The sequence below is a fragment of the Blastochloris sulfoviridis genome (genome assembly GCF_008630065.1).
GTDB lineage: Bacteria > Pseudomonadota > Alphaproteobacteria > Rhizobiales > Xanthobacteraceae > Blastochloris > Blastochloris sulfoviridis.
Genome location: NZ_VWPL01000019.1, coordinates 1 through 24,719, shown reverse-complemented (window position 1 = coordinate 24,719; position 24,719 = coordinate 1). Strand labels below are relative to the sequence as shown.

Annotated in this window: 28 protein-coding genes; 4 read left to right on the top strand and 24 right to left on the bottom strand. The window is 69.7% G+C overall.

All coding sequences use genetic code 11. From position 1 onward, the window contains the following. The first annotated feature begins 87 nt into the window (after nucleotides 1–87). Nucleotides 88–690, top strand: coding sequence for a hypothetical protein (locus tag F1193_RS11360; RefSeq protein WP_150097813.1), 603 nt, complete (start codon nucleotides 88–90; stop codon nucleotides 688–690). 354 nt (nucleotides 691–1,044) lie between these two features. On the opposite strand, the gene F1193_RS11355 is transcribed toward F1193_RS11360, so the two are convergent. From F1193_RS11355 to F1193_RS11320, 8 genes are all read right to left on the bottom strand, one after another. Next, the gene (locus F1193_RS11355; protein WP_150097811.1) at nucleotides 1,045–1,443 is read right to left on the bottom strand and encodes a hypothetical protein; all 399 of its coding nucleotides are present in this window, start codon (nucleotides 1,441–1,443) and stop codon (nucleotides 1,045–1,047) included. Further along, nucleotides 1,440–2,810, bottom strand: a complete 1,371-nt coding sequence (locus F1193_RS11350; protein ID WP_150097809.1) for a hypothetical protein — start codon at nucleotides 2,808–2,810, stop codon at nucleotides 1,440–1,442. Before F1193_RS11350 ends, F1193_RS11355 begins: the two co-directional genes overlap by 4 nt. A gap of 48 nt (nucleotides 2,811–2,858) precedes the next feature. Next, complete coding sequence (locus tag F1193_RS11345; RefSeq protein WP_150097807.1) at nucleotides 2,859–3,179, bottom strand: spike base protein, RCAP_Rcc01079 family; 321 nt, start codon at nucleotides 3,177–3,179, stop codon at nucleotides 2,859–2,861. 359 nt (nucleotides 3,180–3,538) lie between these two features. Next, nucleotides 3,539–4,237 carry a DUF2793 domain-containing protein gene (locus tag F1193_RS11340; RefSeq protein WP_150097806.1) on the bottom strand — a complete coding sequence of 233 codons (699 nt, stop codon included), beginning with the start codon at nucleotides 4,235–4,237 and terminating at the stop codon, nucleotides 3,539–3,541. After that, nucleotides 4,227–8,129, bottom strand: a complete 3,903-nt coding sequence (locus tag F1193_RS11335; RefSeq protein ID WP_150097805.1) for a baseplate multidomain protein megatron — start codon at nucleotides 8,127–8,129, stop codon at nucleotides 4,227–4,229. The genes F1193_RS11340 and F1193_RS11335 overlap by 11 nt, the downstream gene beginning before the upstream one ends. A gap of 3 nt (nucleotides 8,130–8,132) precedes the next feature. Continuing rightward, nucleotides 8,133–8,564 (bottom strand): NlpC/P60 family protein, encoded by a 432-nt coding sequence (locus F1193_RS11330; RefSeq protein ID WP_150097804.1) that lies wholly within the window; start codon nucleotides 8,562–8,564, stop codon nucleotides 8,133–8,135. 490 nt (nucleotides 8,565–9,054) lie between these two features. Further along, complete coding sequence (locus F1193_RS11325; RefSeq protein WP_150097803.1) at nucleotides 9,055–9,945, bottom strand: DUF2163 domain-containing protein; 891 nt, start codon at nucleotides 9,943–9,945, stop codon at nucleotides 9,055–9,057. After that, nucleotides 9,942–10,571, bottom strand: coding sequence for a DUF2460 domain-containing protein (locus F1193_RS11320; protein ID WP_150097802.1), 630 nt, complete (start codon nucleotides 10,569–10,571; stop codon nucleotides 9,942–9,944). The genes F1193_RS11325 and F1193_RS11320 overlap by 4 nt, the downstream gene beginning before the upstream one ends. A gap of 259 nt (nucleotides 10,572–10,830) precedes the next feature. Between F1193_RS11320 and F1193_RS11315 the strand changes: the two genes are divergently transcribed. Continuing rightward, complete coding sequence (locus F1193_RS11315; RefSeq protein WP_150097801.1) at nucleotides 10,831–11,079, top strand: HP1242/YdcH family protein; 249 nt, start codon at nucleotides 10,831–10,833, stop codon at nucleotides 11,077–11,079. 39 nt (nucleotides 11,080–11,118) lie between these two features. On the opposite strand, the gene F1193_RS11310 is transcribed toward F1193_RS11315, so the two are convergent. The 7 genes from F1193_RS11310 to F1193_RS11280 all read right to left on the bottom strand — a co-directional run bounded on the left by F1193_RS11310 (nucleotide 11,119) and on the right by F1193_RS11280 (nucleotide 14,692). Beyond that, nucleotides 11,119–11,682 (bottom strand): phage tail tape measure protein, encoded by a 564-nt coding sequence (locus F1193_RS11310; protein WP_246164335.1) that lies wholly within the window; start codon nucleotides 11,680–11,682, stop codon nucleotides 11,119–11,121. Further along, a complete protein-coding gene (locus F1193_RS11305) occupies nucleotides 11,682–11,831 on the bottom strand; it encodes a phage tail assembly chaperone (RefSeq protein ID WP_342781815.1) in 150 nt (49 codons plus the stop codon). Before F1193_RS11305 ends, F1193_RS11310 begins: the two co-directional genes overlap by 1 nt. 14 nt (nucleotides 11,832–11,845) lie before the next feature. After that, the gene (locus tag F1193_RS11300) at nucleotides 11,846–12,235 is read right to left on the bottom strand and encodes a gene transfer agent family protein (RefSeq protein ID WP_150097799.1); all 390 of its coding nucleotides are present in this window, start codon (nucleotides 12,233–12,235) and stop codon (nucleotides 11,846–11,848) included. Nucleotides 12,236–12,480: 245 nt separating this feature from the next. Continuing rightward, nucleotides 12,481–12,888, bottom strand: a complete 408-nt coding sequence (locus F1193_RS11295) for a phage major tail protein, TP901-1 family (RefSeq protein ID WP_150097798.1) — start codon at nucleotides 12,886–12,888, stop codon at nucleotides 12,481–12,483. Nucleotides 12,889–13,144: 256 nt separating this feature from the next. Further along, nucleotides 13,145–13,549 carry a DUF3168 domain-containing protein gene (locus tag F1193_RS11290; RefSeq protein ID WP_150097797.1) on the bottom strand — a complete coding sequence of 135 codons (405 nt, stop codon included), beginning with the start codon at nucleotides 13,547–13,549 and terminating at the stop codon, nucleotides 13,145–13,147. A gap of 268 nt (nucleotides 13,550–13,817) precedes the next feature. Then, nucleotides 13,818–14,132, bottom strand: a complete 315-nt coding sequence (locus F1193_RS11285; RefSeq protein WP_150097796.1) for a phage head closure protein — start codon at nucleotides 14,130–14,132, stop codon at nucleotides 13,818–13,820. Further along, nucleotides 14,129–14,692 (bottom strand): head-tail connector protein, encoded by a 564-nt coding sequence (locus F1193_RS11280; RefSeq protein ID WP_150097795.1) that lies wholly within the window; start codon nucleotides 14,690–14,692, stop codon nucleotides 14,129–14,131. The genes F1193_RS11285 and F1193_RS11280 overlap by 4 nt, the downstream gene beginning before the upstream one ends. A 214-nt stretch (nucleotides 14,693–14,906) precedes the next feature. Between F1193_RS11280 and F1193_RS11275 the strand changes: the two genes are divergently transcribed. Continuing rightward, nucleotides 14,907–15,668: a S1 family peptidase gene (locus F1193_RS11275; RefSeq protein WP_150097794.1), complete on the top strand. Its 762-nt coding sequence runs from the start codon at nucleotides 14,907–14,909 to the stop codon at nucleotides 15,666–15,668. A 132-nt stretch (nucleotides 15,669–15,800) separates the two neighbouring features. Here F1193_RS11275 and F1193_RS11270 read toward each other — a convergent pair whose 3' ends face one another. The 9 genes from F1193_RS11270 to F1193_RS11235 all read right to left on the bottom strand — a co-directional run bounded on the left by F1193_RS11270 (nucleotide 15,801) and on the right by F1193_RS11235 (nucleotide 22,650). Next, nucleotides 15,801–17,006 (bottom strand): phage major capsid protein, encoded by a 1,206-nt coding sequence (locus F1193_RS11270; RefSeq protein ID WP_246164340.1) that lies wholly within the window; start codon nucleotides 17,004–17,006, stop codon nucleotides 15,801–15,803. Nucleotides 17,007–17,275: 269 nt separating this feature from the next. Beyond that, nucleotides 17,276–17,701 carry an HK97 family phage prohead protease gene (locus tag F1193_RS11265; RefSeq protein ID WP_150097792.1) on the bottom strand — a complete coding sequence of 142 codons (426 nt, stop codon included), beginning with the start codon at nucleotides 17,699–17,701 and terminating at the stop codon, nucleotides 17,276–17,278. Further along, nucleotides 17,698–17,835 (bottom strand): hypothetical protein, encoded by a 138-nt coding sequence (locus tag F1193_RS17095; protein ID WP_170263547.1) that lies wholly within the window; start codon nucleotides 17,833–17,835, stop codon nucleotides 17,698–17,700. Before F1193_RS17095 ends, F1193_RS11265 begins: the two co-directional genes overlap by 4 nt. 8 nt (nucleotides 17,836–17,843) lie before the next feature. Continuing rightward, a complete protein-coding gene (locus F1193_RS11260) occupies nucleotides 17,844–18,026 on the bottom strand; it encodes a hypothetical protein (RefSeq protein WP_150097791.1) in 183 nt (60 codons plus the stop codon). Nucleotides 18,027–18,107: 81 nt separating this feature from the next. Beyond that, a complete protein-coding gene (locus F1193_RS11255; RefSeq protein ID WP_150097790.1) occupies nucleotides 18,108–18,479 on the bottom strand; it encodes a DUF2019 domain-containing protein in 372 nt (123 codons plus the stop codon). Further along, a complete protein-coding gene (locus F1193_RS11250; RefSeq protein WP_150097789.1) occupies nucleotides 18,476–19,285 on the bottom strand; it encodes a hypothetical protein in 810 nt (269 codons plus the stop codon). Before F1193_RS11250 ends, F1193_RS11255 begins: the two co-directional genes overlap by 4 nt. A gap of 63 nt (nucleotides 19,286–19,348) precedes the next feature. Beyond that, nucleotides 19,349–20,509, bottom strand: coding sequence for a phage portal protein (locus tag F1193_RS11245; RefSeq protein ID WP_246164333.1), 1,161 nt, complete (start codon nucleotides 20,507–20,509; stop codon nucleotides 19,349–19,351). A gap of 316 nt (nucleotides 20,510–20,825) precedes the next feature. Continuing rightward, nucleotides 20,826–22,196: a DNA-packaging protein gene (locus tag F1193_RS11240; protein WP_150097788.1), complete on the bottom strand. Its 1,371-nt coding sequence runs from the start codon at nucleotides 22,194–22,196 to the stop codon at nucleotides 20,826–20,828. Further along, the gene (locus F1193_RS11235; RefSeq protein ID WP_150097787.1) at nucleotides 22,081–22,650 is read right to left on the bottom strand and encodes a hypothetical protein; all 570 of its coding nucleotides are present in this window, start codon (nucleotides 22,648–22,650) and stop codon (nucleotides 22,081–22,083) included. The genes F1193_RS11240 and F1193_RS11235 overlap by 116 nt, the downstream gene beginning before the upstream one ends. 1,054 nt (nucleotides 22,651–23,704) lie before the next feature. Here F1193_RS11235 and ppk2 point away from each other — a divergent pair. Further along, nucleotides 23,705–24,568, top strand: a complete 864-nt coding sequence (ppk2, locus tag F1193_RS11230; RefSeq protein WP_150097786.1) for a polyphosphate kinase 2 — start codon at nucleotides 23,705–23,707, stop codon at nucleotides 24,566–24,568. Nucleotides 24,569–24,719 lie beyond the last annotated feature (151 nt).

Genomic DNA, 24,719 nt, shown 5'->3' with positions numbered 1-24,719 from the left:
GCGGCGGGAGCACACCTCCCAGGAGAATAACCAGGAAATTTGCGCGCGAACCTAGTAATCTGGCACCATGTATGCCAGCGTACTTCAATGGATTCACGCGCTATCATTCAAGCAAAACGCCGTCTCAGGGTGGCAAAGGAAGCATTTTGCCAGCTTGAGACCTGCGATTCTGACGATGATTTTATGCTGAAATGGACAGAATTTTTATCTGCCATCGATGACGTATTCGAGAAAATTGAGAAGGGATCACGCAATTCACCACAATGCAGACAGTGGTTTGGCGCAATCAAGCGAGAAAGAAAAACTGATCCTTTACTTAATTACCTTCACCATGCTCGCAATGCAGATAGGCACGGACTCGAAGAAACAGCTTCATTTCAGGCGGGAGGCATCGAGTTAAGCGCGAAGCCCGGTTCCGCCGGGTTTCTTCTGAAAGAAATTAGGATCGATAGCTCCGGAAATGTAATTATTGACGCATCAGATCGAGATGCTGTCAATCTTAAATTTTGTGCAAAGACAATAAAGCTAAAGACAGTAATCGATCATAGAAGCCAACGCTATTATCAGCCTCCGGACACACATTTCGGGGAGGCCATCAACAACCCTTCTCCTCTTGAGATCGGGAAACGAGGGCTAATTTACGTCGAGAAACTGATATTGGAAGCAGAAATACGGTTGGGATCTTCATAAGCCATCGCGCGGTAGATATCTTCAACGAGAAGACAGAAATCGTCACCGAAGGCTCTACATCGCAGCTCAGCGAGACCTGCCTGAACCATCTCCTGAGTAACCTCGATATTTATACGAGAAGATGGAGGCATTTCATTAAACAATGCGTCTTCGTTGCCCATTATGACCTCCAACCTTAGACAAGAACCTCTAAGACTGACACGTCTTGTCCGCACCTATTCCGGCTATCCACGGCTCAGAACGCATTTTCGACTAGGGACGCAAATGGCCGGGACGAAGCCCGGCCATCACGACGTCATCGGAACGGCCCGCCTTGGCGGCCGTTGGTGTCAGGTCAAATCCGCAGAAGCCCGGTCACGCCGCCGGCAGCACGAACTCGCTCTGCATGCCCGCCCACACCGGGCTGATGCACATCGGCAGGTCGACGTCGTTGGTGGTGCGCTGGCGGATCACCACGCCGGTGTCGCGGTTGCGCATGACGATGGCGGCCGGGTTCTCCCACAGCGCCTCGTCGATGCCGTTGGTGGTGACCACCGCATAGACGCCCTCGAGGATCGCCGCGGCCGGGTCGTAGGCATAGACCGGCAGGCCGTCATCGGCGACGGCGACCACCGGCGGGGCGATGGCGAGCGGCCCGAGCACGATCCGCTCCCCGACCCGCCACGCCGGCGGGCGCGGCGCCTCGCGACACGGAAACATCTCGGCGAACTCCGTCGCATCGTCGAAGCGGAGAAGCGTGTCGTATTCGCTCATGCCGTGTATCTCGCACTTTCAGCGTTGGAATCGTCGGCGGTGAGCACGGTCGAGCGGATGGCCCACTCCCTGGCGACGCCGGACATGAAGGCCGCGCCGCCATTGTGGACCTGGCCCAGGCCGATCGCCGCCGGCAGGTCGAAGACGCATCTACGTTCGCTGGCGCCTGCAAAGATTCCGTTAACCGACAACCTGTTGTCGCCGGCCGCCGCGGCGCCGAACGTCGCCACCGCGCGACAGGCGCCGCCCGCCGCGACGCCGGTCGCCGGGGCGACCGTGGCCACGCCCTCGCCGTCGCCGACCACGAGCCGCGGACCCTTGGCGGTGCCGTGCGCGCGCAGAGCGAGGCGCGTGCTGCCGGCGTCGTCGATGCCGAGCGCGTAAGCTTCGCCGGCATGGATGGCGTCGAGCGACACGCCGGGCACGAACTCCGCCACCAGCGTTCCGCTGGCCGGCAACGAAAGCCCCGATGTCGGGCAGCGGAAATCGTCGGCGGCGCGGGTTGCCGCGGCGCCGGTCGTGCGGATCGGCGTCATGGCGACAGATCCCAGGCCGACCTGCGGCCATCCGAGGCGGAGCGTGAAGTCGATCGCGGCGCCAGAGCTCGCGCCAAGACGCAGGCCGCAGGCGATGCCATGGCAGGACGTGCCGAGGGTGGCCGCCTGGCTGAACGGCTGGCGTCCAAGCTGGCCGGACGTTGCCCCGAGCACGCTGCCGAGCGTCTGGCGGAGGAACGCACCGCCGCTGTCGTTCTCCCGAATGACGAGATCGAGGCCGCCGACATTGGCGAAGCTGCCGCCGATGCGCCGGGCGAAGGCGCCGATGGTCCAGGTTTTTCCGGCAACCGTATCGGCGTTGACGACGTTGTTGATGCCCACCGTGTCGAAATACAGCACGCTGGCGATCGTGCCCGACGCCGTGCCGCTGACACGGATGTCGATGAAGTCGATGCCGTCCTCGATGCCGACGCCCATCAGCGTCTGCGTCAGGCCGCTGCCACTGAGCCCGCCGATCCAGCCGATGGACCCGACGGTTCCGCTGTAGCCGGTCATCGCGTTGTTCTTGACGTGGTTGGTCGTGCTCGGCTCGATCGTCATGCCGGCATCGGTGATGCGCGGCGCGTTGCTGGCAAACGCCGTCCACGCCCCATCCTTGCGCTGCGCATAGGCGGCGCCGGTGCGGGCAAAGCTGAGATTGCCCAGCGCGATCAGCGTGCCTATCGTGCCCTCGGCGAGCGCGCCCGACGCCAGCCGCACCATGGCGCGGTCGATGCCCGGCAGGATGCGCAGCACGTCGTCGGGACGATACCAGGGGCTGGTGCGGCGCCGCGCCGCGAGCGTCGGCAGGTCAAGTCCGGTTCCGAGCATGCGAACCTCGAACGGATCGATGGGTGTGTCGCAGGATGGGCGCCCGCATCAGACATAGCCCTGCACGACGATGCCGGCCGGAAAGCCGGTGGCCCGCACCAGCCGCGCGCCGATGGGGATGTCGCTGACGCCGGGCGCCACCGAGACGGGCGTGAGCGTCGCATCGTTGGGCGCGTCGATGTCGACGATGCTGAAGGTGGCAAGGCCGTTGGTGAGCGCCACCGTGCTCGGCACCGTCACGCGCAGCGCCCGCACATAGGGAGTGAGCTGGTTGGTATCGTGCGGGGTGATGGTCACCAGCCGACGGCCCGGCGCCGCCGCCGAGACGGCATAGCGCGCGAACGGATCGCGATCGGCGGAATAGGTCATGGCACGGCTCCAGGGTGAGATGGTTTGCGGGGATTGGGGAGAGATCGTCGTCCCGGACCGAGCGCAGCGCGAGCCGGGGCCGTCTTCAGGAAGGGGGCCGATTCTGAGAACGATCCCGGGTCGCGCAGCTTCGCTGCTTGCCCGGGATGACAAGGCCAAGCTGTCGTCCCGGACCGAGCGCAGCGAGGAGCCGGGACCGTCTTCCGGAAGGGGGCCGATTCTGAGAACGATCCCGGGTCGCGCAGCTTCGCTGCTTGCCCGGGATGACAAGGCACGAGGAGAACGATCCCGGCTCTTCGCGTTGCGAAGCCCGGGATGACGCGGCACGAAGGCGGGAGTGACGCGGCGCAGGCTGTCGCTCACGCGGCCGGGGCGGTGAAGCCCAGCGCATAGAGCACGAGCCGCAGCCTGCCGCCGGTGAACGCGCCGCCATTGGCGGCGATCACCACCGGCGTGTCGGCGTAAAATCCGGTCGGGCCGATGATGCCGATATTGCTCGCGCCCTCAGTGATGCCGAGCAGGTCGCCGAACTTCGCCGGCTCGCCGGCAATGCCGACCTTGAACGAGGTCGCGCCGGTGATGGCTTGAATGGTGCGCGATGCCACGCCGAGGCAGATGCGCCGGCTCTCGATCACCAGCGGCGACACGACCGACGCGCCGGCCAGCGTCACCTCCGCCTCGATGGCGTGCAGCGACAGCGCGCCGCCATGCGCGGTTCGGGCGAGGCCCGGCAGCCACGCGCCACCGAGAAAGCCGAGCACCGCGCCCTCGTCGCGCACGAAGGCCTGCCAGCCCTCGCGCGGCGTGATGAAGCGCCAGCCGCCATCCACACGGACGGCAATGGCGCCGCCCTGCCCGGCCCAGTCGCCGGCACCGCTGCCGGCGACCACGAAGCGCTGGCCGTCGACTGGCTCGGCCGGCGGCGCGGCGAGCGTGCGGCTTTCGACCGCGCACTGCACCAGCGCATCGAGCATCATCAGCGCGTCGTTGAGCGTGACGTGCTTCTGCGCCTGGCCGGCGGCGAGAAACGGCAGTGCGAGATTGGGGCTATCGGACATCGCGCGTCACCTCGGCAGCAAGGCCGCGCCCGACGGTCGCCGACATCTGCACCACGCGCAGCGACAGCGTCGTCTGCGGCGTGCCGAAGTCGGCGATCTCGGATGCGGCGGGATAGAGCACAAACGGCGACGCGGCCTGCAGCGTGCGTTTCACCGCGCCGCCGTCGAGAATGTCGATCTCATAGGCCTCAACCGCCTCGCCGAGCGGCACCTCGGCGAGGTCGAAGCCGTCGCCGCCAATGCGCGTGCGGCGGATCCAGGCGATCGTCACCCCTGCCGCCGTGCGCCGCGCGTCGATGCGCACAGGCGCCAACGGCTTCAAGGCGTTCGCGGTCGGCGTCGCCACCAGCTCGGTCACCGCGTCGTCGGCATGGTCGCGGCCGGCGGGGCCGACGCGCCAGATCGCCGGGCGGCCGATGCGGGCGACGTCGCTCTCGACCGCCACCAGCGCACGGTCGATCACCACGAACGGCGCGCCGGCCGCAAGCGCCTTCACGGCGTGCTCGGTGCCAAGCTGGCCGCGCAGCAGATGCGACAGGCGATAGATGCCCGCCGCCACCAGCTCGGCGTGCGCGAACTGGATCACCTCCCAGCTGCCGTCCGCATGCTGGAGCGCTGCGGCATTGCCGCCGTCGAGCACGGAGGACTCCGGCAATGCGGCCAGCGCGCCGCCGGCCAACTGCACCCGCACCGAATGCGCGCGGTCCCAGCGCCACAGCGGACCGGGCGCGAGATCGTCGAGCGTCTCGCCGACGATCGCCGGCAGCGCGGCGTGTCCGACCGCCTCGAAGCTCGCGCCATCGGTGGAGCGCCACAGCGTCATGGCGCCGGGCCAGGGCGTGGCGAACACCGCCAGATGCTGCAGCACCGGCGGATCGGCCAGCGCCGGCAGATCGAGCGCATGGACGGCCGGCGGCCCGAGCGCGGGGGCCACCTCCGGCGCGCGGGCGCTGCCCGGCCGCACGGCGATGTCGAAGGCGTCGGGGTCGATGCCGCGCGCGCTCACCTGCCGCGCCGCCTCGTCGACGATCGCGGTGATCTCGACGAGGCGTTCCTGATTGCGATGAACGAGCCGCACCACGTCGCCCGGCATCAGATCGAGCCGGCTCTTCGGCAGCGCGAAGCTCGCGGTCTCGCGGCCGGCCCAGGCGTCCTGCAGCCAGCGCTCGGCGAGCCGCTCGGCCTCGGCGTCGAAGGTGACGATGGCGAGATCGGCGTGGCTGACGCGGCGGCTCGCACCAACAAGGCGGCGCGAGCGGGCGGCGGCACGGCGATAGTCGGCCTCGGCGTCGGTGTAGCCGAGCGTGATCTCCAGCGGCAGCTCGCTCTCCTGACCGCGCACCAGCTTGAGGAGATCGCCCTCCTCCGGCAGCACCAGGTCGTCCTCGGTGAGGGTTGCCACCGCCTCGCCGCCGCGCGGGCGGAACACCAGCGCCCCGCCCGTCTCCAGCGCCGAGAAGCCGCAGGCCAGCGCCAACGGCTCCAGCGCGTCGCGCGCCGACATCGGCCGGTCGATCACGTAGCCGTCGAGGCTGCCCTTGAGTGCCGTGGCATCGGCTTCGACCTCCCAGCCGGCGAGCACCGCCTCGACCAGCCCGTCGAGCGTCGCCTGCCCCAGCCGGCCGGTCAGCCAATGGCCGGTCTCCCAGTTCGGCCCGTCCGACCACACGTCGGTGGCGTGCGGAAACCACGGGTGCGGGCGGGCGTCCCAGGTCCACAGATGAACCGCCGAAGGATCGACCATGCGCAGGCCCGCGGGCGAAATCGGATTGGTCGCATCATCGGCGCCGAACGCCGGATCGAACGCCTGAAGCGACACCTCCAGCACGCGGCGCTGGATGAGATCGTCGCGCCGGCCGTTCGAGAACGGCGGCAGCGTGCCCTCCGACGACTTGGCGTCGGGAAAGCAGCTCGGCCGGTTGGCGCCCTTGTCCACCGCCGGGCAGCCCAGCTCGGTGAGCCAGATCGGCTTCGCCATCGGCACCCAGGCGGTGGGCGCGGCAAGCTCGGCGCCGCCCGCGCGCTCATGGTGGGCATGCGTCCACCAGCCGGCGAGGTCCTTCTGGCGGAACACCCAAGGCTTGCCGAACGCGCCGTCCTCGATCGGCGTGCGGGCTTGCGCGAGCCGTGCCGCGTCGTCGGCATAGAACCAGTCGAACGCCTCGCCGCCACGGATGTTGGCGGCGAGATAGGCGCGCTCGTGCGGCGTGGCGGCGCGGGCGGTGTCGAGATGGACGCCGTCGCGCCAGTCGGCGAGCGGCGGGTACCAGTCGATCGCCACCATGTCGATGTCGGGCGAGGCCCACAGCGGATCGAGCGGGAAGCGCACCTCGGCGCCGCCATCGCGCACGTCGGCGCCGTATTCGCTCCAATTGGCGGCGTAGGAGATCTTGGTGGCGCTTCCGGCAAGCCGCTTCGCCTCGGCGGCGAGCGCCACGAGCTTGTCAACCGCCGGATAGGCGCCGGGGCCGGCGCGCACCCGCGTCAGCGCCTCGAATTCCGAGCCCACCAGGATGGCGTCGACGCCGCCGGCGGCCCTGGCCAGCGCGGCGCAATGCAGCACCATGCGGCTCAGCGTCCACTCGCTCGGGCCGGCATAGGCGACCGCGCCGCCCGCGACCGTGAAATGATCGGCGCGGACGCTGCCGAACAGCGCCTCAACCTGCGCCGTTGCGGCAGCAGAACCGTCCGGCGAGCCCGGCCGGCCGGGCGCCGGATCGCAGGTGATGCGGCCGCGCCAGGGATAAGCGGGCTGCGACGCGCTGCCGGTCCACGGGTCGGCGAGCGTGTTGTCCGCCGCAATGTCCATCATCACGAACGGCACCAGCGTCACCTTCAGCCCGCGCGCCTTCATCTCGGCGATGGCGCGCAGAATCGAGCCGTCGGACGGCGTGCCGCCGAAGGCCGGGCGGCCGTCGACCCGCGACACCTGGGCGGCACCGGCGCGGGTGCGGCCGGCCACCGACCACGTGGCGCCGGTGGTCGACTTGCCGATGCGGTCGACCCGCGGCTCGATGCGGCAGTGGCCGGCGCGCAGATCGGTGCCGAACCAGGTGACCACCAGCGCGATGCGCTCCAGCGCCGGACACAGCGCCTCAAGCCGGTCGAGCGAGACGACGATGTCGGTGTCGGCGCCCGGCGCGTGGCGGTTCTCGGTCTCGTACGAACCGCGGCCGACGATGCGGGAGACGGCGCGGGTGTCGTAGCCGAATTCGGTTGCGCCGGGGATCAGCGTCACCGCGCGGATCATCGTCTCCAGTCTGCCGACCGGGCGGATGACCTCGACCTGGATCTGCGGAATGCGGTTGCCGAAGGCGGCGAGCGGCAGGCGCTCGAACACCAGATAGGCGAGCCCGCGATAGGCCGGCGCCCCGCTCGCCCCCTGTTTGGCGAGGATAAGCGGATCGGGCTCCTGGGTCTCGCTGCCGGGATGGAGGCGGACGGTCAGCGCCCGCATGTCCAGCGTCTTGCCGTCGGCCCACACCCGGCCGATGCCAGCGACCGGCCCCTCGCAAAGCCCCAGCGCGAAATTGGCGTAGTAGCGATAGGTGGTCTCGGTGGTCTCGACGCTGCTGCTGCCGCCGCCCTTGCCGCCGCTGGTCTCGGTGCGGGTGGAGACCACCTCCTGCAGATTGGTCGCCCAGATCAGCTCGCCCGCCAGCCGGGCGCGGCCATAGAGGCGCGCAATGGCGGCGCCCTCGGTCGAGCCCATCACCTCGAGATCGTCGAGGCGCGGGCCTTCGCTGGCGCGGTGGGTGGTGGTGCCGAACAGCGCCTTGTCGATCAGCCCGCCGCCGAGCCCGCCCAGCGTGCGGCCGATGACGGCGCCGACCGGGCCGCCGAACGCGGCACCGACCGCGCCGCCGATCGACGACAATATCAGCGAGGCCATGGCTCAGCGCTCCGGAAAGGCGAAGACGACGGCGAGGCGGCGGCGCCACCACGCGGTGAGCGCGACCTCGGCCACCGCCGCGCCGTCATGGGCGTGCACCATGCGCGCGGGCTCGACGAGGATCGCCGCATGCTTGGCCGGCAGGCCGGCGCGCCAGCGAAACAGCAACACGTCGCCGGGCTGGGCATCTTCGAGCGCGCGCGGCACGAGGTGGCGGCTTGCCGCCTCGGCCAGCGCCTCGCGCCCCGCCGCTTCCGCCCAATCGGGGGTATAGGCCGGGGCGATCTCGGGCTCGCTGCCGTAGAGCTCGCGCCACACCCCGCGCACGAGGCCGAGACAATCGCAGCCCACCCCGATGACGGAAGCCTGATGGCGATAGGGCGTGCCGATCCAACGCCGCGCGGCAGCGACGGCGGCAATGCGGATGGGGGACATGGCGGCGTTCCGTTGCGGATTTGGCGTCGTCGCGGGCAAGGGCCAAAGGCCCGCGACCCGGGATGACGCGGGGGAGAGGCTGTCGTCCCGGGCAAGCAGCGAAGCTGCGCGACCCGGGACCGTTTTCAGGAAGGGGCCGCCTTTTCCGGAGGACGATCCCGGGTCTCGGCTTCGCCTCGCCCGGGATGACGAAGCACGAAAAGGACGATCCCGGGTCTCGCTGACGCCTCGCCCGGGATGACGAACGGGAGAGACTGTCGTCCCGGGCAAGCAGCTTTAGCTGCGCGACCCGGGACCGTTTTCAGGAAGGGGTGTCTTTTCCTGAGGACGATCCCGGGTCTCGGCTTCGCCTCGCCCGGGATGACGAAGCACGAAAAGGACGATCCCGGGTCTCGCTGACGCCTCGCCCGGGATGACGAACGGGAGAGACTGTCGTCCCGGGCAAGCAGCTTTAGCTGCGCGACCCGGGATCGTTATCCGCAAGGAGCCCTCACACCACCGCCCGGCCGTCATTGCCGGGCTCGCCGGCCACCGCGTAGCGGATCACCACATCGTTGCCGGGAATGTGCGGGAAGCCGCGGAAATTGACGCCGTTGGCGAAGCGGTCGCGGCAGGTGGCAAAGCGCTTGTCGCAGCCGGCGGAAAGAACGAACGCATCGCCCGCCGCCATCGGCTGCGGCGGCTTCTGCCACAGCGCCAGCGCCACGCCCGCGGCGTCCGTGCGGTGCGTCCGCACCTCGACCGCGAGCCCGGCATTGGCGCCGCTTTGCCACACCAGCCGGCCGCCGGTGAACCAGCCATCATCAAAGCTGGACAGCCCCCCAGCGAGGAGCCGCGTCGCCGACGACACGGAGAGAACCGTGCCGGCGGCTTGAAGCGCGGACACCGCCAGATCGACGCCGCAGCGCCCATCGCCGAGGTCGGCGTCGCAGGCCGCCGTGTAGAGCCGGCCGCGCGTCTCGTCGAGCCGGCACGCGAGGGCGCGCACCTCGACGGTGAAGGCAGCCCCTGTGCGCGTCACCTCGCCAAGCTCGCCCGCGCGCAGCAGCACGCGGCGCTCGGGCGCACTCCAATCGACCAGCCACAGCTCGATCGCCGCGCCGTCGAAGCGGCCGGCGGCGAGATCGTCCTCATCCAGCGTGTCGTCGCAGAGCGCGCCGGCCAGCTCGTGGGCGTCGGCGGCGAGGCCGAGCGAGCTCGTCACCTCCGAGCCGTCGAACCCGGCGCCGGCGCGGCAGAGGACGCCCGCGACGTCGAGGTCGGCGTCGTGCTCGGTGAAGCCCAGCACCACGCCGTCGCGCCGCCGCACGATCCAGCAGCGGGCGAGCGTGGTGGCGCCACTGGCGAGCGCGGCGGCAAGCGTTTCGGGAAGCTCTCTCACAGCCGGATCTCCACCACCGGAATGGACGGGATCTCGCCGGCCGCGAAGGCCGAAAGATCGATGTCGAGCTGGTCGGCATCGAAGCGCACCGGCACGTCGAACAGGAAGCCGGCACTGACGCCCACGCCCATTGCCGGGGCAGTGGCGAAGGTGACGAGGCCGGTCGTCGAATCGACGGCGAAGCCCGCCGCCTGCGCGACGCCGCCCAGCGCCACCCGCACGGAGCCCGCGACCGGCTTGACGATGGGGCGGACATAGGGCGCGTGCGCGCCGCCATAGGTCTTCACGAGCTGGAAGGCGGTGCGGGTTCCGTCGCCCACGCCGAGCGGCTGGTCGGTGGCCACGACCGCCGCGTCCGGCGGGCCGGAGGCATGGTCGAGCCGGTCGCGCCAGCGGAAGCCGTAGAGGCGGCCGCGCCGCTCCTCGAAGAAGGCGACGACGCCGGCCAGCGCCGCCAGCGACTTGACGCCGTAGCCGGCGTTCCAGCGCCGTCGCGAATGCGCCCAGCGGGCGTTGCGCTCCTCGCGGCCGGAGCCGAGCGAGACGATCTCGGTCCGCCGTTCGGGGCCGCCGCGGGCGCCCAGCGCCACGTCGAGCGGAAACAGGATGTCGTGGAAGGCGGGCACGTGTTGCTCCCATCCGGAAATCGGCCATGATGCGGTTTCCGGTTGATCCCTTCGGGATACCGGAACCGATTTCGCCGAAAAATCCTTGATCGGATGAGGATTTTTCGGCGATCGGCATACGGTTCGAAGGCCCTGCAGGCCGGAAACCGTATGATCCATCGCAATGCAGACCCGGCGCGGGCCGCCGCAGACTTCATGCGGTTTCCGGAAGATCACCGCGTGATCCGGATCCCGCGCCGCGACAGAAGGAGTGCGAGTGATGAGCCACGTTCCCCACCAGCTCGACGAGGAGTTTCCCGCCGATGCCGAGACCATCCGCCGCCTGAGCGGCGAAAACCCCGAATTCGCCGCGCTCGCGGCGCGCTACCATCTCGTCAATGACGAAATTCATCACATCGAGACCGGCGAAGACCCTGCCTCCGACGTGCGGTGGGAAGACCTCAAGAAGGAACGGCTGATGCTGAAGGACAGCATCGCCAAGCAGCTCGCCACCCTCGCGAAGGCCTGACAATCACCACTTTACGGCGAAGCCGCCGGCTGCGGACCCTCACAAGGTTCGCTGGCCGCGCGCCACGGCGCGGGCGAGCAGGCTCGCAATATGGGCCTCCGAGCGGCGGAAACTCGCCACATCCGCGGTCGTCACATTGACGACCACCGACGCGGGTGCGGCGCCGTTGGTGTCCGCCCGCACGCCGAGCCGGCCATCGGCGCCGCGCGCCAGCGGCACGATGGCCTCGGTGCCGCTCTCGCCCATCAGGCCGAGACCGCCTTGCATCGCGAACAGCGACGGTGCGCCGACCACGCCGCCCTTGGCGAAGGCCGTAACTTCGCCCAGGCTTGAGGCCGCGAGCGCGCCCTGCGTCAGGCCGGCGAGGTTCGAGGCGATCAGCTTGCCCGCGGCATCGGCGCCGATCTTGAGCAGGCGCAGGCCGAGCGTCTTCAGCACGTCGTCGAACGCCTTGCCCTCGGTGGTGGCGGCCTTCATCGCCGTCGAGATGGCGGAACCGAAGCTGCGGGCGGCGGCGGAGAGATCCGCCATCTGGTCGCGCGCATCCGCCAGCGTGGCGGTGGCCTCGCGCAGATCGGCTGCGGCGAAATCGTCGTCGTCCATCACGGTCTCCCGTCGGGGTGGCGCGCCATCAGCGCCTCAAGCGTCGCGCGGTCGAGCGGCCGAGGCCCATCGCGCGTGAAGGCGCGCGCGGCGTGCGCCAGCTCGCGCGGCGTCGCCGCCCACACCATGTCGGGGGGCCAGCGCAGCACGCCGAAGGCAAAGCTCAGCCAGCGCCGCCAGGGAACGAGGCCGCGCCCATCGCCCGGACCGTCGCCGGCCCGGGCTGGGGAGGGTTTGGCGCCTCCTCCGGCGCGAAGGTGGCGACGAGCAGATCGGCGGCGAGCCGCACCAGCCCGCGCGCGCCCTCGGGGTGGGTCAGCGCCAGCACCTCGGCCTCGCCGATCGACTCGCCCGCGCCGCGCAGGCCGGCGCCGATGATGGCGGCGACCTCGCGCGCCGCCAGCCGCCCGCCCTCGAAGCGCGCGGCGAGCGATGCAAGGTCGGGCGCGCCCAGCGCGTGCTCAAGCTCGGCCAGCGCGCCCAGCGTCAGCACCAGGCGCCGGCTGCGGCCGGACAGGTCCGCCTCGATCTCGCCGCGGTATCGGTTGGGCATGATGGGTCTCGCAAGCTGTCGTCCCGGGCAAGCAGCGAAGCTGCGCGACCCGGGATCGTGTTCAGGACGGGGGCCTTTTCGGATGACGATCCCGGGTCTCGCTGACGCTCGCCCGGGATGACGCGGGGGAGAGGCTGTCGTCCCGGGCAAGGGCCGGAGGCCCGCGACCCGGGACCGTGTTCAGGATGAAGTGCCTTTTCGGAGGACGATCCCGGGTCTCGCGTTGCTCGCCCGGGATGACAGAATCACAACGCGGTGAAGGTCAGCGCGCCGGCCGATTCCAGCGCGATGTCGTGCGTCACCTCGCCATCATACCGGCCGGCATATTCCAGCGCGGTGATCTGGAACGGCCCCTCGATGATGCCGAAATCCGGCACCACGAGCTGGAAGCTCGCGATCTCGCCGTCGAAGGCGAGCTGGCGCAGGCGCGTGTCGGAGGCCGTGTCCTTGAAGATGCCGGAGCCGGCAACGCTGGCCTTGCGCACGCCCGCGCCCGACAGCAGCTCGCGCCAGCGGCCGGCGCTCTCGGCGTGGGTGACGTCGATGGTTTGCGCATTGAGCGCAAAGCGGTTGGTGCGCAGGCCGGCGACGGTGACGAAGGCCGCGCCGTCGTTCACCTTGAGCAGCAGATCCTTGCCTTTCTGGGCGGGCATCAGACTCTCCTTGAAATGTCGTCATCCCGGGCAAGCGGCGCATGCCGCGCGACCCGGGATCGTCATCAGAACAAGCCCCCTTCCTGAATACGGCCCCGGGTCTCGCTCGCGCTCGCCCGGGGCGACGGGCAAGTCATGAGGTTTCCGGTCGATCCCTTCGGGATACCGGAAACGGTCTCGCCGAAAATCCCCCGATGGAGACGGGATTTTCGGCGATCGGAATGCGGTTCTCCGGCCCTGCAGGCCGGAAACCGCATCACATCGGCTCGGTCACCGCGCGCAGGCGGATGCGGCCGTGATAGGTGCGTCCGTCCTCGCCGCGGCGCACGTCGGCCGCCGCAAAGCGCAAATTCGCCAGATGATGGCCGGCGAGCGGCAGCGGCGCGTCGATCAGCGCCTCCATCACCGCGCCGACCACGGCGTGCGCCTCGCGGTGGCCGCCCTGGCGCGAATAGACGTGGAGGCTCAGCGTCGTCTCATCGCCGTCTTCCGTCATCGTCGAGGCATCGCGCATCTCCGCCTCGCCCAGCGTGACGAAGGGAAAGTCGAGCGTCCTCGGCGGCTCGTCATGGATCTTCGCGCCGCCCAGCACGGCGGCGAGCGCGGCATCATTGGCGAGCGCGGCGAAGATCGCGGCCCGCAATGCGACAGCGGCGGACATGGGGGCTCCAATGTTGCTGTTCGGGAAATGATCGTCGTCCCGGGCAAGCGCGCACAGCGCGCGCGACCCGGGACCGTTCGCAGGAAAGGGCTTGTTCTGATGACGATCCCGGGTCTCGCTTCGCTCGCCCGGGATGACGCGGGCCTGTCGGGCACAATAGCGAAGCGTATTGCGCCGATGTGCGAACCGGGATTGGCGCAATACGCTTCGCTATTGCGCCCTACGCCTGCTGACGCGGTGCTCGCCGGGGGCGACCGCGCATCGGCGGTCACCCGCGCTCCTCCTCCAGCAGCAGCTCAAGGAAGCGGCCGGCCTCGCGCAGCGCGCGGATGCGGAAGCGCCGCGCGCCGAGTGCGAGCTGATGCGCGGTGGTGAGGTCGGCGCGCACGCGCACCGTGGCGCGGTGGGTGAGCACGCCGACGCTGTCACCAGCGATCATGCGTTCGTCCATCGCCAGCGGCGCAAGCTTCGCCCACACCCGGCCCATGCTGACATACGTGCGCGCGACGCCGCCCGCGCCGTCCGGCACCTCGTGCGGCGCCTCGATGACGAAGCGGGTATTGAGGTCGGCGGCGGCGGTCACAGCGACACCACGCGATGGGGCGCGAGCAGCGCCGCCACGTCCGAGGGCAGCGCGGCGGCGCCGTCCGCCGGCAGGCCGCGACTGTCGTAGAAATGCGCGGCGAGGCGGCGCACCGCCTCGGCCAGATCGGCCGGCACCGCGGCGGCCTCCATGCCATAGCCCATCGCGATGTCGAGCTCGATGGCGCCGCCGGCTGCGGGCGCGGGCAGCGGAGGCCGCGCCAGGATGAGGCCGGGGGCCGCGCCAGCCACCACGCGGAAGCGGGCGGCGTCGATCGCGCTCTCGCCGCCCTCGGCGCTGCGGATGCGCGCGGCGACGACCGACATCAGCGGCGCCAGCGCCACGTCGATCTGGCCGTCGCGCGGCCAGCGCGCGCGGGTGAGCCGCCAGGTCTGGGCGATGAGGACGCGGCGCGTCGCCGCCTCGCACGCCCGCCGCGCCGCACCGACGAGGCCCGAGATCAGCTCGTCCTCGTCGTCGTGCTCGACGCGCAGATAGGCCTTCATCGCGGCGAGCGTCAGCGGCTCCGCCGCGGGCGGGGTGAGGAGAGACAGGGGCATTTCAGGGATCCCAGGATGGACATGACCGGTCGTTCCCGGCGAACGCCGAAGGCGTTCGGGAAGGGAACCCAAGGACGACAGGCGGGTGAAAGCCGCCCGCGGCGTGGTTCATGGGCCCCCTTCCCTCGCACCGCTCCGCGGTGCTCGCCGGGGGCGACAGCGCGTCTTGCGCACTGCCATTTGACTTCGAGACAGGAGCGCGCCACACGAGCGCATGACCGCGAAACAGCTTGCTCTCGGCGCGGCGCTGGCCGCCCTCATCGCGCCCTCAGTCGTCACGCCGGCCCGGGCCATCGTCGGCGGTACGCCGGCCGATCCGGCGCTCAAGGCGCATGTCGTCGAGGTCGTGTCGAACCACGGCGCCTGCTCGGGCGTGGTTGTCGGCCGCAATCTGGTGCTCACCGCCGGCCATTGCGTCGACAGGCCGGGCTCCTACGCCGTGCTGGTGCGCGGCGGCGCCGGTCCCACGGTGGTGGAGATCGACGGCGCGGCGATCCACCCGGCCTGGACGCGCGCGCACTACCAGCAGAGGAAGCCCTCGCCCGACGTGGCGCTGGTGCGCACCCGCAGCCCCCTGCCCGCGCAGTTCCAGCCGATCGCGCTCGCAAGCGCACCCGGCCTGCCGGCGGCGGGCACGCCGATCACGCTCGCCGGCTTCGGCCTGGCCGAAGAGGGCAATCCGCGCAGCGGCGGCGTACTGCGGCAGGTGCCGACGACGGTGCTGCTGCGCTACGTCACCGCGCAGGTGAAGCTCGCGCCCGCCGGCAGCAAGCCGGCCGGCGCCTGCGATCTCGATTCCGGCGGCGCCGCGCTGACGCGCGAAGGCGGCAAGCCCGTGCTCGCCGGCATCATCGCCTGGAGCGCCGGCGAGGGCGGGCGCAATTGCGGCGCCGCCAGCGCGATCACCGCCAGCGGTGCGATCATCGACTGGCTGCCGGGCGCGGCGAAGACGCTCGGCGGCCGGCTGGGGGAGTGACGGCGGGAGCTTGAGGCCTGTCGTCCCGGGCAAGCAGCGAAGCTGCGCGACCCGGGACCGTTTGCAGGAAATGGGCCTTTTCTGATGACGATCCCGGGTCTCGCTGACGCTCGCCCGGGACGACAGCACCCCTCAGCTCTCGGCGAACTTCAACAGCTTGATGGCGTCGAAATCCTGCACGCCGCCGCCGACGCGCTTGGTGGTGTAGAACAGCACATAGGGCTTGGCGGAATAGGGATCGCGCAGGATCTGCACGCCCTGGCGGTCGACCACCAGATAGCCGCGGCGGAAGTCGCCGAACGCGATGGCGAGCGCATTCGCGCCGATGTCCGGCATGTCCTCGGCCTCGACGATGGGGAACGTCATCAGCGACGCGCGGCCATCGGCGCTGGCCGGCGGCTGCCACAGATAGCTGCCCTGCGAATCCTTGAACTTGCGCACCGCGCTCTGGGTCTTGCGGTTCATCACAAAGGTGCCGTTCTGGCGATAGCCGGCGCGCAGCGCATAGACCAGGTCGACCAGCACGTCGGAGGGGTTGGCCGCCGGAAACGCAGCGGCCGCGCCGGTGGCGATGAAGCCGAGCTTGCCCCACTGCCAGGCCGAATTGGCAACCGTCGTGCAGGCGACAAAACCCTTGGGCTTGCCGTTGCCGTCGCCGGTAACGAACGCCGTGCCCTCCTGCTCGGCGAACGCGGTCTCCACTTCCGCGGCGATCCACTGCTCGATGTCGATGGCGGAGTCCTCCAGCAGCGTCGGCGTCGCCGCCGGCATGGCGTAGAGCTCGGCCGCCGGAAACGCCAGCTCGGCGAGGGTGGGCGTATTGGTCTGGGCACGGGCGCCGGTCTCGCCGACCCAGCCGGCGGAGAAGCCGGTGGTCATGAACGGCTTGCGATAGGTGCCGAGCGAGATTTCGCGCACGCCGGAGATGGCGCGGATCGGCGAGATGGCGGCGAGCCTGCGGCCGATCTCGCGCTCGACCTCGGCGGTCACCGTGTAGCCGCCGTCGGCACCCGTGCCGGCCGACAGCGCCTTCTTCTCCAGCCGCTTCAGGCCCGCGGTCTCGCCGGTGCGCACATAGGCGTCGAACGCCGACTTGTGCTCGCGGCGCGCGGCGTCATCGGCTGCGCGCTCGCCGGTGCCGAGCGCCGGGCGGCGCGCCTTCACCGCCAGCTCGTCGAGGATCGCCTGCTGGCGCTCCAGCGCGGCATCGATGCGCGCCACCTTCTCCTCGCTCAGCACGTCGGTGGACGAGCGCCGTTCCAGCGCCGCCAGCCGCTCGTCATTGGCGTCGCGATAGGCGGCGAAGGTGTCGTTGAGCGCATCGTGCGCGGCCTGCATCTCGGGGGTCGTGGCCTTGGTCTCGGGCGAGGCGAGGGTCATGAGCGGATCCTTTGGTTTCAACAGTCAGATGCGTCGTCCCGGGCAAGCAGCGAAGCTGCGCGACCCGGGACCGTTTTCAGGATTGGTGCTGTTTTCGGAAAACGATCCCGGGTCTCGCTACGCTCGCCCGGGATGACGCGGCTCGGGCAAAGGCCGTAGGGCGCAATAGCGAAGCGTATTGCGCCAAGCTCGTACGTCACCGGCGCAATACGCTTCGCTATTGCGCCCTACCGGAACAGTCGATGCTTGGCGCGCAGGCGCGCCTCGGGCAGCAGCGGAAAGGTGACGATCGAGATCTCCCACAGGTCGATCTCGATCAGCCGGCGCACGCGCGTATTCGGATCGGTGCGGGCGCGCACGGTGCGATAGCCGATCGACAGGCCGTCGAGCGCGCCGGCCTTGAGCAGTGCTGCGACCTCGGCGGATTTCGCCGCCTCCGGCACCAGCCGGCCGCGGCAATAGAGCCCTTGCGCATCCTCGGCGATCGCCAACCACACGCCGATCGGCTGCGCCGGATCGTGCTGCCACAGCATGCGGATGTTGCCGGCGCCGCGCCGGGCGAGCGCAGTGCGGAAGGCGCCCGGCACCACCGCGTCGCGCGCCAGATCGATGCGGCCGAACAGGCTGGCATAGCCTTCAAGCGTCGCGCTCATCGGCGGCTCGCCCGGCGCAGCCGCACCAGCGCGCAGATGAAGCGGCGCACCACGGTCTCGGCATCGTCGCGCGCACCTTCGCGGCCCGCGCGGCGGTGCAGCAGCACGGCCAGTCCTTCGAGGAGGTCGGTCATCGCTCGGCTCAATGTTCCAGACGATTGTTGAAGCGGGCCAGCTCGCGCACGAACACGTCGAACCGGCGGTGGGCGGCGGCAAGCTCGCGCAGCGCGAAGGCGGCGAGCGCCGAGGCGCCCGACGCCCACAGAAACAGCGCCAGATGCGCGAGATCGCCGCGCGCGATGACGCTGCGGGTGATCTCGTCCATGATTGTCTCGATTGTGTTTCGGGATCGTCGCGATGCGCCGTCCTGGACGACACAATAAGAGTCAGACGGCTTCAAAGCGCCTCAGGTCGGCACGAACGAGCCATCATCGAGCATTCTTAATGTCATCCCAGCGTCAAGAGCAAAATAGAGCTCGCGGCTGTCGCGAATAGCCTCCAGAATTCTTCGAGCAGCCTCTGGTTCAAGGGCCAGAGTTGAAACGGCGGCCTTCAGCCGAACCTGCGTGTTGTCATCGTTGAATAGACGCGTGAGAGCGTGCCTCTGGTCGCCGGGACGCGCACGCAGCTCCTGGCGAACGGCTTCCATCTCATTGTAGAGGCGCCGATAGGCGGCGTACTTATCATTCAGGATCGCGTCGTGCTGCCGGCGTGCGATATCAACAAACCGCGCGACCAACTCGTCGACCGACATCTTGCTCAGTGCCGTCGGTTTCATGGCTTCAGCACTCCGCAAGAGGCAAGTGCCATCTTGCCAACCTCGACACGCGTTGCCCAGTCCTTTCCTTGCAGATATTCGCGCGCTGATAGTCCTCCGAAGCTCTCACGCGGAGTCATAAACCACGCCGTGATCTCCCAGTGCTTCAGCGTCGGCACCCGCACCAGGTTTTCGGGCGCATCGATCAGCGAACGGGCGAAATTGTCGCGGTCGGCCGGGGTCTGCTCGACGATGTGGTGGATGTCATAGCCGGCCTCGCGTACCGAGACCGCCGCCTGCAGTTCCTCCAGGGTTTTCGGCTCGTCGAAATGCGATCGAACATAAGGATAGACCTCACGCGCCGTATCCACGAGATCGGCTGCGTTGAGCACCGTGCCGATCAGAGGATTGGCGGCCTCGCGTACGCCCATCACGACAAGCTTCCTGATCGCCGCTTTGGCAACTTGATTGCGCAAGATCGTGGCCGATGGCTGCGGGTCCGGCGCGGCCGGCCGATCGGTGGGGATGTTTCGTTCCGCGGCGTCGCTCTCGTTTCCGGCACCGGTTTCCGTCCAACGTCCACGCTCGTCGCGCGGCTGGTTTGGATTGAAGTTCGCCTTCTCCCGCAGCAGCGCGCGAACCGAAGCGAGCTCTCGCCGAAGAATGGTGAGGTTTTGGGCCAGATGGACCAGCGCGCTGACTGCATTCTGCTGCAGCGTCACCGTGCGCGGCGTCACGTGATATGACGGCAAACGATAGGAGCCGGGATCCGGCCGCAGAAAGCGGGCACGATCCGGCCGCACAAAGGCCGAAAGGACCTTCGTCATGACGGAACCGTTATTCGAGAAATCGATCGCTGGGTGGGGCGTGAGGCCGCGGGCGCGGGGCGCCTACCCCCGCTTCTCCCAGCCCAGCGCCTCGCGCTTCTCGTCGTCGGAGAGGAACGTCGCAGATCCGATGCGCCGCCACAGCGCCTCGCGGTCGGACGCGAGTGCCGGCACCTCGTCGAGATCGACGACGATGCGCGGCGCATCGTCGAAGGCCGGCTGAAGCCAGGCGGAGAGCGACTCGGCGGTGCGGGTCACCAGCGGCACCACGCACGCCCGCCAGAAGGCGCGGTTGGCTTCGACATAGTTGGAATAGGTGTTGTCGCCGGGAATGCCGAGCAGCATCGGCGGCACGCCGAAGGCCAGCGCGATGTCGCGCGCCGCGGCGTTCTTGGCCTCCAGGAAATCCATGTCCTTGGGCGACAGCGACAGCGGCTGCCAGGAGAGCCCGCCCTCCAGCAGCAGCGGGCGGCCGGCGTTCATCGGCCCGGAGAAGCCGGTCTCAAGCTCAGCTTTCAGCCGCTCGAACTGGCTCTCCGACAGGCTCGCCTCGCCCGCGCACACCAGCGCGCCGGAGGGACGCGCGGCATTGTCGAGCAGCGCCTTGTTCCAGCCCAGCGCGGCGTTGTGGATGTCGATGGCCTTCGCCGCGGCCTCGGCGGGCGCGAGGCCGTAATGGTCGTCGAGCGGATGGAACAGCGCCAGATGCAGCACCGGCGCAATGCCATCCTCGCTCTGCTGCAGGCGCAGCGTCGTGCCGTTGACGGTGTAGTCGAATGCCGCGGGCCAGCCGTCCGGCCCCGGCACCACCTTGATGCGGTCGGGCCGCAGCAGGTGCAGCTCGCGCACCGTGCCGGAGGCGGCGACGCTCTCGACATAGGCGTTGCCGGCGACAAGCTGGAACGCGTGCAGCGTTTCGCGGAAGCCCTGGCCGCTCTGGCGCGGATTGGGCCGGGCGAGAAGCTGTGCCAATGCATGGTCTGGCACCTCGCGGCCGCCGACATAGACGCGCCACAGCACCGAGGCCGCGGCCTCGGCGATCAGCCGCACGCAGCGGTGCACCACCGGGTTTGCGGCATAACCCTCGCGGGCGAGCGCGCCATAGTCGCGCGGCGTCCAGCGCGGCCGGCCCGGCTCGAGCGCGATCAGGCTCGCCACCCGGCTGGCCTTGCGCTCGGGGACACGAAACAGGCGGGTGAGACGGGACATGGCGAGACGGGACATGGCGGCTCCTCTCCCTCGCCCCGCCTGCGGGGCGAGGGGCCTTTTCGGATGACGATCCCGGGTCTTGCGTTGCTCGCCCGGGACGACGCGTTGGAGAGATTGTCGTCCCGTGCACGCAACGAAGCTGCACGACCCGGGACCGTTTGCAGGACGGAGACCCTTTCCGGATGACGATCCCGGGTCTCGCGTTGCTCGCCCGGGACGACGAAAACCCGCAGGGCGCAATGGCGCACGCGTCTTGCGCCGATCACGACGCAGGGCTGGCAACGGACTGGCGGATTACGCTTCGCTCATCCGCCCTACGTCACCACGTCGCTCACACCCGCCGCACGCGCGGCTGGGTGTCGGGCTGGGTGAGGTCGGTGAGCGCCCAAACCAGCGCGTCGAGCCGGTCGGGCGAGCGGCCGTCGGAGAGGCCGTCATGGGCGAAGTCGGCCATCTCGTCCTCAAGCTCGGGAAAGGCGCCGACATGCGCCACCCGCCCCTGCTCGTAGAGCTGGGCGACCGGCTCGGCGCGCAGCCATTTGCCGCGGCGGGCGTGGACGAGGCGCACCGGCACCGATGAATCGGCATCCGCGAACACGCTGCGCACCATCTCGCCGCCCTGGTTGGCCTCGGCGATCAGCGCATCGGCTTCAAGCCGATGATAGAGCGCCAGCGCCCGCGCTGCCCATTGCGCCGGCCTGAGGCCGCGTGCGGTGTCGTCGGCGAGCACGCAGAGCCGGCCGTCCGCGGTGCGCCCGGCCGCAATGATGCCGCAGGCGTCCGAGGTGCGGTGGGCGGAGGCCGGCGGATCGACCGCCACGACGATGCGCGCCAGCGTGGGAGCGGTGGCGATGCGGCAGCGCTCGATCAGGTCGCGCGGAAACAGCGTGCCGGCGCGGTCCTCGACCAGTTCGCCCAGCAGCTCCTGGCGGCCGAGCCGCGTGCCGCGATAGCGGCCGACGATGGCATCGAGAAAGCTCGGCGCGAGGTTCAGCGCGTTCTCGGCGGTGGTCATGCGCGCCACCGCCACGCGCGGATCGGCGACCAGCCGGCGCACGATCGGCACCGCGCGCGGCGTGGTGGTGACCACTTGGCGCGGCGCCTCGCCCAGCCGGAGCGCGAATTGCAGCATGTCGAACGCCTCCTCGGCGCGGCTCCATTTGGCGATCTCGTCGCACCAGGCGGCGGCGAACTGCGGCCCGCGCAACTGCTCGGGATCGTCGGCGGAAAAGGTCTGCGCCACCGCGCCGTTCGGCCATTCCAGGCGGCGGCGCGAGGGCAGCCAGCGCGGCCGCTCATAGCGGGCATGGATGCGCAGCAGGCCGGAGACGCCCTCCACCATCACCTCGCGCACGTCGGCCGCCGTCTCGCCAACCAGCGCGATCGGCGAGGTCGGCGCGCGCGCGGCCGGCGGGCGGCCCAGCGCCAGCGCCCGCACCCATTCGGCGCCGGCCCGGGTCTTGCCGGAGCCGCGCCCGCCCAGCATCAGCCAGATCGTCCACGGTGCGCCATCGGCGGCGGCCGCGGGCGGCCACTGCGAGGCCCGCGCCCAGGAGCGCCATTCGTGCAGGAAGTCGTCGAGCTGGTCATCCGTCAGGCGGGCCAGGAACTCCCCCTCCCGGCCGCTCGCCTTCCAGCTCCGCCAGACGGCGCGCCAGCTCGGTCCGCAGCCCGGAATAGTCGCGAGGCAGGGTTCGGTCATCGGAGTCCGCAGCCGGCGTCTGGGCCGGCGTTCGCGCGGCCTTCCTGTCGAGCGCGGTGAGGCGCTCGATGGTGCGGGCGAGCACGGCAAGGGTGCGCGCCTCGCGCTCGGGCACGAGATCGGCGCTTCTGGTGGCGAGGCGGTCGGCGGCGGCAGCGACCTGCTCCTCGCAGGTGGCGAGCAGCTTGGTCACCATCGCCTCGCGTTCGCGGCAGGTGGCAAGGCCGGTGCAGGCGAAGCCGCGGTGGCGGCCGGGGCCGGCCTCGCCGCTGCGGCCGAGCCCGACCGGACCGCGCCGCCGCTTCCAACCTTGGGCGATGGCGAGCTGGTTGAGTCGCCACAGCGACAGGCCGGCGCCGGCGGCCAGTGCGGGCAGAGCCGGACCGCGGCGGTCCTCATAGAGGACGCGCAGACGTTCGAGCTCCTCCGGCGCGGGCGGCGCGGACGAGACCATGGCAGAACCGGATTTTGCGTGAATTCGAGCGGTGTTTTCGCGGATGCCGCCTTGCGGCGGTGCTTCTGGAAGCGGTCGCTTCTTGAAGTGGTCGCTTCTTGAAGTGGTCGCTTCTTGAAGTGGTCTTTGGGGGGGCCTCCCCCGGGCAGGACGGCCGGGGCGGGTTCTCTACCCCGCACCCAGCCGTCTCCTTCCGAGGAGAGGAAGGCCCGAAGAGGCGAGGCTATCCCGGTTGATGAGGGCGCTGGCTGAGGACGCACCCGGGATAGCCTTCGGCTTCTCCGTAAGGAGCCCCGCCGCGCGCGGGGGAGCGCGGCGGGGGCTCTTGGCAGGCGGTTTCACCCATCCAAGCGGCGGCACCAAGCCGAGGGGCATATGGCGGCGCCAACCGCACTTGCGGAGCGTGCTGACCTTGTACCCCAGCAGCGCGCGGCTGTCAAGGACTAAATGCCAATCCTGGGAAAAAAGGCTGCGACAGGCGGTCGCAGCCTTGGTATAAATATACCCCGCTGTGCGCCCTTTCGCGGAACATCCGGGTTGCTGCGGCACGCCCTGCGGCGTTTTGCCCCGCAACATCGGGCGCTTTTCCGGGGTGGTCCACAGCCCCGCCCGCCGGCACGCCGCACCCCGCCTGCGCCGCGCTGCCGAACGGCCTGCGCGCAAGCTGGGCCGCAGGCCGCCGCATCTTCCCGCAGCGCGACCGGACGCCGCTCAACCCTGGCGCGAGCGGGGCGGCCGGGAGCTTGGCGGGAAGCCCGGCTGCGGCGCGATGTCCGCTTCGGCCGGCCGGGATTATCTTCGGCATTTCAGCGCATTTCCGGTCATCGTCCGGCGGCGGAGAGGTCGTCGTCCCGGACAAGGGCCGCAGGCCCGCGATCCGGGACCGTTTTCAGCGGGACCGTTTTCAGAAAATGGTGCGCTATCTGGATGGCGATCCCGGCTCTCGGCTGACGCCTCGCCCGGGATGACAGGCCAACCCACACGCCGATTGACACGGATCGCCTTGCTTCGCACGGTTGCCGGCCGGGAGGTTGTGTCACCGGGAGGTCATGTCATGGGCAAGAAGTCGAACGACAAGTCGAACGACACGCAGAACAACCCCGCCCAGAGCGGCGAGACGGCCGCGAAATCCGCCGCCAAGCCCGGCAAGCTCAAGCGCAAGGACTACGAGGCCGAGCTGGTGCGCCTGCACGGCGAGCTGGTGGCGCTGCAGGAATGGGTCAAGCACGCGGGCCTCAAGGTCTGCATCCTGTTCGAGGGGCGCGACGGCGCCGGCAAGGGCGGCTCGATCAAGGCGATCACCGAGCGGGTGAGCCCGCGCACCTTCCGCGTCATCGCCTTGCCGGCGCCGAGCGACCGCGAGAAGTCGCAGATGTACATCCAGCGCTACCTGCCGCATCTGCCGGCGGCCGGCGAGGTCGTGATCTTCGACCGCAGCTGGTACAACCGCGCCGGCGTCGAGCGGGTGATGGGCTTCTGCACCGACGAGCAGGCGCGGCGCTTCCTCGCAGCCGTTCCGGCGGTCGAGAAGGCGATCGTCGAATCCGGGGTGATCCTCATCAAGTTCTGGCTGGAGGTCAGCGAGGACGAGCAGACCCGCCGCATGGAAGGGCGCATCAACGATCCGCGCAAGACCTGGAAGCTGTCGCCGATGGATCTGGAATCCTACAAGCGCTGGTACGACTATTCGGCGGCGCGCGACGAGATGTTCGAGAACTCCGACACCGCCTGGGCGCCGTGGTTCATGGTGCCCTCCGACGACAAGAAGCGGGCGCGGCTCAACATCATCCGCCACATCCTGAAGACCGTGCCCTACGAGCACGTCAAGCGCGACCGGATCGAGCTGCCCAAGCGCCAGAAGCGCGGCAAGTACGAGGAGCCGCGCTACCAGGTGAAGCAGGTCGAGCAGGCCTATTGAGGCGGGGGGAGCGTCGGCCGGTGTGTCGTCCCGGGCGAACAGCTTCAGCCGTGAGCAACTGTCATGCGGCTTTGGGGTCTCGCCAGGGTTTGTTGTCTCGAATCATGGCGTTGAGGATGGTCAGGAGCTTTCGGGCGATGGCGATGAGGGC